Annotated in this window: 5 protein-coding genes; 1 reads left to right on the forward strand and 4 read right to left on the reverse strand. The window is 68.6% G+C overall.

Translation table 11 applies throughout. The annotated features are described in order from the left end of the window. The first annotated feature begins 105 nt into the window (after positions 1-105). On the forward strand, positions 106-1,245 hold the full coding sequence (locus QN347_RS05120; RefSeq protein ID WP_322163661.1) for an aldose epimerase family protein: 1,140 nt from the start codon (positions 106-108) through the stop codon (positions 1,243-1,245). Between the two features lie 18 nt (positions 1,246-1,263). Here QN347_RS05120 and QN347_RS05125 read toward each other — a convergent pair whose 3' ends face one another. The 4 genes from QN347_RS05125 to QN347_RS05140 are packed head-to-tail and all read right to left on the reverse strand — an operon-like array spanning position 1,264 to position 5,955. Beyond that, positions 1,264-2,376: an ABC transporter permease gene (locus tag QN347_RS05125; protein ID WP_322163659.1), complete on the reverse strand. Its 1,113-nt coding sequence runs from the start codon at positions 2,374-2,376 to the stop codon at positions 1,264-1,266. Next, a complete protein-coding gene (locus QN347_RS05130) occupies positions 2,373-3,509 on the reverse strand; it encodes an ABC transporter permease (RefSeq protein ID WP_322163657.1) in 1,137 nt (378 codons plus the stop codon). Before QN347_RS05130 ends, QN347_RS05125 begins: the two co-directional genes overlap by 4 nt. Then, positions 3,506-4,504: an HlyD family secretion protein gene (locus tag QN347_RS05135; RefSeq protein ID WP_322163655.1), complete on the reverse strand. Its 999-nt coding sequence runs from the start codon at positions 4,502-4,504 to the stop codon at positions 3,506-3,508. Before QN347_RS05135 ends, QN347_RS05130 begins: the two co-directional genes overlap by 4 nt. After that, entirely contained in the window at positions 4,501-5,955 is a 1,455-nt protein-coding gene (locus tag QN347_RS05140; protein WP_322163653.1) for a TolC family protein, read from the reverse strand. Before QN347_RS05140 ends, QN347_RS05135 begins: the two co-directional genes overlap by 4 nt. Positions 5,956-6,220 lie beyond the last annotated feature (265 nt).

A 6,220-nucleotide genomic window follows, 5' to 3' on the forward strand; every position in this document is an offset into this window, starting at 1 on the left:
ACGGGCCCTTGCGCTTTGCCCTCCGTTGTCTGACTATAAGCGCAAGGGGATCACGTCGACATTGCATCGGCGGCCTTGTGTCACACACTCCTGGAGGGGACCCCAATGCCACGGACCTTCGCTCTTGCGGCGCTTGCGCTCGGCTTTGCCGCACCCACCATGGCAGCCGCCGCCGGCGCCGATCGCGCGCCTTTCGGAACGCTCGCCGACGGCAGTGCGGTCGAAGTGGTTACACTGACCAATAGCCACGGCATGCGCGCGCGGATCCTGAGCTACGGCGCGATCCTCCAGGGCGTCGACGTTCCCGACCGCGACGGCAAGATCGCCGACGTAACGCTCGGCTATGGCGACATGCATGGCTATCTGACCGCCCCCAATTATTTCGGCGCGACCGTCGGGCGCTATGCCAACCGCATCAAGGGCGGTCGCTTCACGCTCGACGGCAAGGGCTATACGCTCGCGCTCAATAACAAGACCAACGCGCTGCATGGCGGCGTCAAGGGGTTCGACAAGCGTCCGTGGCGGATCGTCGACGTGGCCGGCGGTGCGACGCCGCACGTGACGCTCGCATACACCAGCGCAGACGGCGAGGAAGGCTATCCCGGCGAACTCCAGGTCACTGCGACCTATTCGCTCAACGACTCCAACGAACTTACAATCGAGTATCGCGCGACGACGAACAAGCCGACGATCGTCAACATCACCAATCACAGCTTCTTCAATCTTGGCGGCGAGGCGGCACAGCGGTCGATCTATGACGCTGTGCTGACGATCCCCGCCGATACGACGACGCCGGTCGATGCCACGCTGATCCCGACCGGCAGCTTCCGCCCGGTCGCGGGAACGCCGTTCGACTTCCGCACGCCGACCGTGATCGGCACGCGGATCCGCGATGCGAGCGATCCGCAGATCGTCTTTGGTCAGGGCTATGACGAGAATTACGTCGTCGCGCGCACGCTCAGCGCGACGCCGCGGCTTGCGGCGCGCGTCTCCGATCCGGTGAGCGGGCGGACGATGGAAATCCTGTCGAACCAGCCGGGCGTCCAACTTTACACCGGCAACTTCCTCGATGGCACCGCGGTCGGCAAATCGGGCCATGCCTATCGCCAGGGCGACGGGATCGCGCTCGAGCCGCAGGTGTTCCCCGACACGCCCAACCAGCCGGCGCTCGGATCGGCGCGGCTCGATCCGGGCCAGACCTATCGCAACGTGATCGTCTATCGCTTCTCGGTCGCCGCCCGCTAGCGCCAACGATCGCCCTGGTCAGTCTGCTCGCGCTATCCGGGAGGCGCGCGTGAGCAGCCAGGCGGCGAGCGCGCCATAGACCAGCGCTTCCACCGCCAGCGCGATTGCGTCACCCGCCACGTCGTTCAACCCCGCCCCCATCTGGTTAAGCGGCACGAAGATATGCACCGCGAGCGTCGAGGGCGCGAGATGCGCGAGTGCGGCGAGCCAGGACGGCATCTGCTCGAGCGGCCATGCCGATCCGGTGAGGAAGAACAGCGGAACCGAGGTCGGCACGAGCACCGCCATCGCGCGCTCGGAGCGATCGAACAGCCCGCCGAGGAACAGCCCGAGCGCCGCGACCGCTGCGGCAAAGCACGGCACCGTCACGAGCAAGGCCGGGATGTTGCCGCCGCGCGGAACGTCCTGCAGCCAGAAGATGAAGCCGAAATAGAAGAACGCGGCGAACACGCCGAGCAGCGTCATCGCCGCCCATGCCCCCAAGAATGCGGCACGCCGCATCGGCGGATCGCCGCGCTCGCGTCGCCCGGCGACGAAGGTGGCGACGCCGAACAGCAAGGTCTGCTGGAGGATCACACTCGCGACCGCGGGAAAGACATAGTCCTTGTAGCCTGCACCGCTGTTGAACAGCGGCTCCTGGATGACGCGGACCGGGGTGCGCAGCCCGAGGGCGCGCGCCGCGCTCCGCAGCCGGTTCTCCGCCGCGCCCGCGAGCGCCGCGCTGACCCCCTCGCCGATCGCGCTCGCGCGCAGCAGATATGCGGCCTTCACCCATACGCCGACACCGCCGCCCGGCGCGCCGGTCAGCAGCGATCGCGTCACCCCGCGCGACAGCAGGATGATCCCGTCGGCCTCGCCCGCGCGCATCCGCGCGGTCGCGCTTGGCATGTCGGCGACCGAGGCGACGATCCGCACTTCGCGCGTCGCCGCCAGATTGCGCAGCACCTCGCGCGTCAGCCCACTATCCTCCTGGTCGACCACCAGCACGGGCACGCTTTGCGTCGCTTCGTGCGCATACGGCGCGGGATAGTAAAAAGCATACAGCACGACCGCGAGCAGCATCGTGCTGGCGAGCGTGCGCGACGTCAGCACCGTCCGCCACGTCTCCTCGAAGGCTTCGCGAAAGCTCATGCCGCGCTCCGGGCGCTGCGCGCGATCAGCAGCACCGCGCCGCCGCCCGCAATCGCGACATATGCGAGCAGCGCGAGGATCGGCCCGACCGCCGATGCCGCCGCATCCCCGACGAACTGCCCCATCTGCAGCGCGAGGTAATGCGTCAACGGCAGGATCGCACTGACGATCCGCGCAAAGCCGCTGCCGCCATCGAGCGGCAAGGTCGCTCCCGAAAAGGCGAGCGCCGACCCGGCATAGACCGCGCTCGCCGAGAGCCCGGTCGAGGTCTCACGCGTCACCGCGACGAGCAGTGCCGAGATGCACGCGGTGCCGAGATAGAAAAGCGACTGCCCTGCGACGATCAGCGCGATGCTCCCCTCGACCCGCCACCCGCGCGCGAGCGTCAGGTAGAGCAACCAGGCAACACCCCACAGGCTCATCGCCGCGACATAGGGCAGCATCTTGCCGAACACCGCGCCCGCGACACCACCGCTCGCGCGGGCCCAAGCCGAGAGCGATTTGTCGCGGAGTTCGCGGCCGAGCGCCATCACCGTCACGCACGCGGTCAGCAGGTGGAGCACCGCCGGATTGATCAGCGAGAGCAAATACCATTCGAAACTCGTCGCGGCGTTGTACAGCGCGGTCACTTGCACGGTGAGCGGCGTCACGCGCAGCGGTGGCAATCCGTGGGCGCTCAACTGCGCGGCGACGAGCTCGGTGCTCGCCGCGGTCACCGCGCTCGATATCCCGCGCACCGCCTGCGTGCCGGTCGAGAGAAAGCTCGCTTGATAGCGGATATGGATCGCCGGCACTGTACCGCGCGCCACCCCCCGCCCGACGCCGCGCGGAATCTCGACGATCGCCCAGGCCTGCTCGCGCCGCACCAGCGTCATCGCATCGGGCAGATCCGCCCCGACCCAGACGATCCGCACTGCCGGCGACGCCTCGACCGCACGCACGATCGCGCGGCTTGCGCTGGTCGCGTCATGATCGACGACCGCGATCGGCAGATCACGCGCGACGCCTCCGAACAGCATAGCCCCCATCGCGAACAGCAAGGCGGCGGGCATCAGCGTCAGCATCGCGAGATCCCAGCGACAGCCACGCAAATGCGCGAGTTCCGCCGACAGCGCGCGCGCGAACGCGCTCATTGCGGCCAGTCGAACAATACGCTCATGCCCGGCCGCAGCTTGGCGAGCGTACCGACCGGGCGCATCCGCACCTCGAACGAGCGCACGTCATAGCCCGACGATTGCCGCGTCGCGCGCCACGTCGCAAAATCCGCGCGCGGCGCGATGCTATAGATACGGAAGCTCGCGGTCGTGCCGAGCGCTGGCACCTTGCCGCTCAGCACCTTGCCCATCGCGATGCCGCGATACTGGTCCTCGCGCACCGTCATCGACACCCACGGATGCGCGACGTCGATCACTTGATAGGCTGGGACGATCGGGCTGACGACCTCACCCGGCTGGACGAGCTTGCGCGATACTTCGCCCGCGATCGGCGAGACCAACCGCGTCTCGCCGCCAAGCGCGGTCGCTGTAGTGAGCGCGGCGCGCGCGATATCGACCTGCGCCGCCGCCACCGCCTTGTTCTGCGGCCGCGCGCCCGCCAACGCCTTGAGATATTGCTGGCGCGCCGCCTCGGCCTGGCGTGCACTGCTGTCGCGCGCGGCGACGGCTTCGTCGCGCCGCTGCGCCGCGATCACGCCCTCGGCATAGAGCGTCTCGGACCGGCGGCTGGTGACTTGCGCCAAATTGGCGACCGATTGCGCCGCCAACCAGACCGCCTTGACGCTCGCGACATCCTCGGCGCGTGCACCCTGCTCGGTTTCGGACTGGACTGCCTGCGCACTTTGCAAAGCGCCCTTGGCCTGCGCTTGTCCGCCCGCGATCTCGGGGCTCGACAGTTGCGCGAGCACTTGCCCGGCACGGACGTGCGCGCCCTCGTCGACGAACAGCCGATCGACACGCGCAAGCGCCTTGGTCGCAACGTTGACCTCGTCGGCATCGACCATCCCCTGCAACTGCTCAGGCGCGGGCCGGCTGGCGAGCCACAGCCCGATCGCGAGCAGGATCGCGACGAGGACCAGCGCGGCGTAGAACAGCGGCCGGAGATTGCGCTTGCTACGCGGACTGTCGGTCATGGCGTCACGGCCCCCAGGCGGTGGTCGGCGCGCGCGAGATAGCCGCCGAAACTGTCGAGCTGATGGCTGGCGACAAGCAGCCCCGCCAGCGCGAGATCATATTCATACGCCGCGGCAATCCGTTGCGTGCGGACCGTCGCGATCGCCGCCTGCGCATCGATCACCGCCGCCGAGGTCGCCTCGCCCTCGCGGAACGAGAGTTCTTGCACGCGCAGATTCTCCTCCGCCGCGGCAACGCTGCTGTCGAGCGAGAGGAAGGTGCGTCGCGCGGTTTCGGTCAGGTCATAGGCGCGGATCGTCTGCGTCGCGATCGTCTTGCGGATTTCGGCCGCGCCGTCGGCGGCCGCGCGCTCGCGTTCGTGCGCCGCATCGAGCGTACGGCGCCGGTCGACGTTCGACAGCAAGGTCATCCGCACCGCGACCCCCGCGATCCAGTCGGGTTCGGTCGGCAGCGCATCGTTGCGATTGAGATTATACTCGCCGAACGCGAACGCCTGCGGGCGATAGCGCGAGCGCGCCAGATCGACCCCGGCCGCGGCGACCGCGCGCGCCGCGTCGGCACCGCGCGCTTGCGGATGATCGCTTGCGGCGAGGAACTCGGCCTTGGGCGGCAACGGCTGGGCGTTGACGAAGAGCGCCGTGGTCGGCTGCACCCCACCCTCGGCATCGAGCAGCCGCGCGAGCGTATCGCGCGCGGTCGCCGCCTCGAGATCGGCGCGCAGATAGGCGCGGTCGGCGGCATCGCGCGCGACTTGGACCTCGAGCACGCGGGCATGCGACAACACGCCTTGCTGCTCGAGCTTGCGCGCGTCGGAAAGATGGCGGTCAAAGCCGTCGCGCGTCGCGCGCGTCGAGGCAGCGAGCTGTTCGGCGACTTGCTGCCCGAAATAGGTGCGGACCAGGTTGAGCTGCGACAGATCGCGCCCCTGCGCCTGCGTCGCCTCGGCGATCGCGACGCCGGCCTGCGCGCCACGCTGGATCGCGGGGATCGCACCGCCGGTGTAGAGCGGCAGCGCGGCTGTCACCGTCGGGCGAAACGCCGTATCGCGCGTCTGGAAGCGCAGCGTATCCGGGATCGCCGACACTAACCCTGGCAGCGCCGCGCCGACGCGTTGCGTCACCTGGCTGACGATTTCCTGAAAGCCCGGCGGGAATTGCCCGGGCAAGCCGGCGAGAAAGTCGGTGGTCGCTCCGGTCAGGTCGCGCTTGCTCCCCGACAGGTCGATCGCAAGCGTCTTCTGATATTCGACAAAGCTCGCCGAGGCGGAGACAACGGGCCGCCGCAATGCCTTCAGCGCGTCTGCCGTGGCCTGTGCCGCCCGGACCTCGTGATCCGCCGCACTGAGCGCGCGCGAGCCCTTGCCCAGCGCCTGCGATGCCGCCTCGAAGCTCATCGCCACCGGTGGCGCGACATCCTGCGCCGCAGCGGGCAGCGCAAGAAGAAGACTCACGCCTGCCGCACCAAAGGAAAGCAAATGGGCCATGTCGCCGCCATGCCTCGACTACGGTCCCCGGCGCAAGTCGAAGCGCGCAGAGGCGGGCGCCCTTAGTACGGATTGCCCTTGCGCCCGAGGACGCTTGTCTCGGGTAATTACCCACCCCCTACCGGCTATAAGGCAGAGACGGCACCGAGGATGGTCTGGAATGGACTGCCTCCTGCGAGACGGGCAGTATCGACAGTGGTGCGCAAGGCGGCTTCGGCATCGGCGGCCCATT

The sequence above is a fragment of the Sphingomonas sp. 10B4 genome, from assembly GCF_035019905.1.
Taxonomy (GTDB): Bacteria; Pseudomonadota; Alphaproteobacteria; order Sphingomonadales; family Sphingomonadaceae; genus Sphingomonas; species Sphingomonas glacialis.

Bases quoted from the DNA above. Each gene is read 5' to 3' on its own strand.
- QN347_RS05120 (WP_322163661.1), top strand. From the start codon at position 106: ATGCCACGGACCTTCGCTCTTGCGGCGCTTGCGCTCGGCTTTGCCGCA.
- QN347_RS05125 (WP_322163659.1), bottom strand. From the start codon at position 2,376: ATGAGCTTTCGCGAAGCCTTCGAGGAGACGTGGCGGACGGTGCTGACG.
- QN347_RS05130 (WP_322163657.1), bottom strand. From the start codon at position 3,509: ATGAGCGCGTTCGCGCGCGCGCTGTCGGCGGAACTCGCGCATTTGCGT.
- QN347_RS05135 (WP_322163655.1), bottom strand. From the start codon at position 4,504: ATGACCGACAGTCCGCGTAGCAAGCGCAATCTCCGGCCGCTGTTCTAC.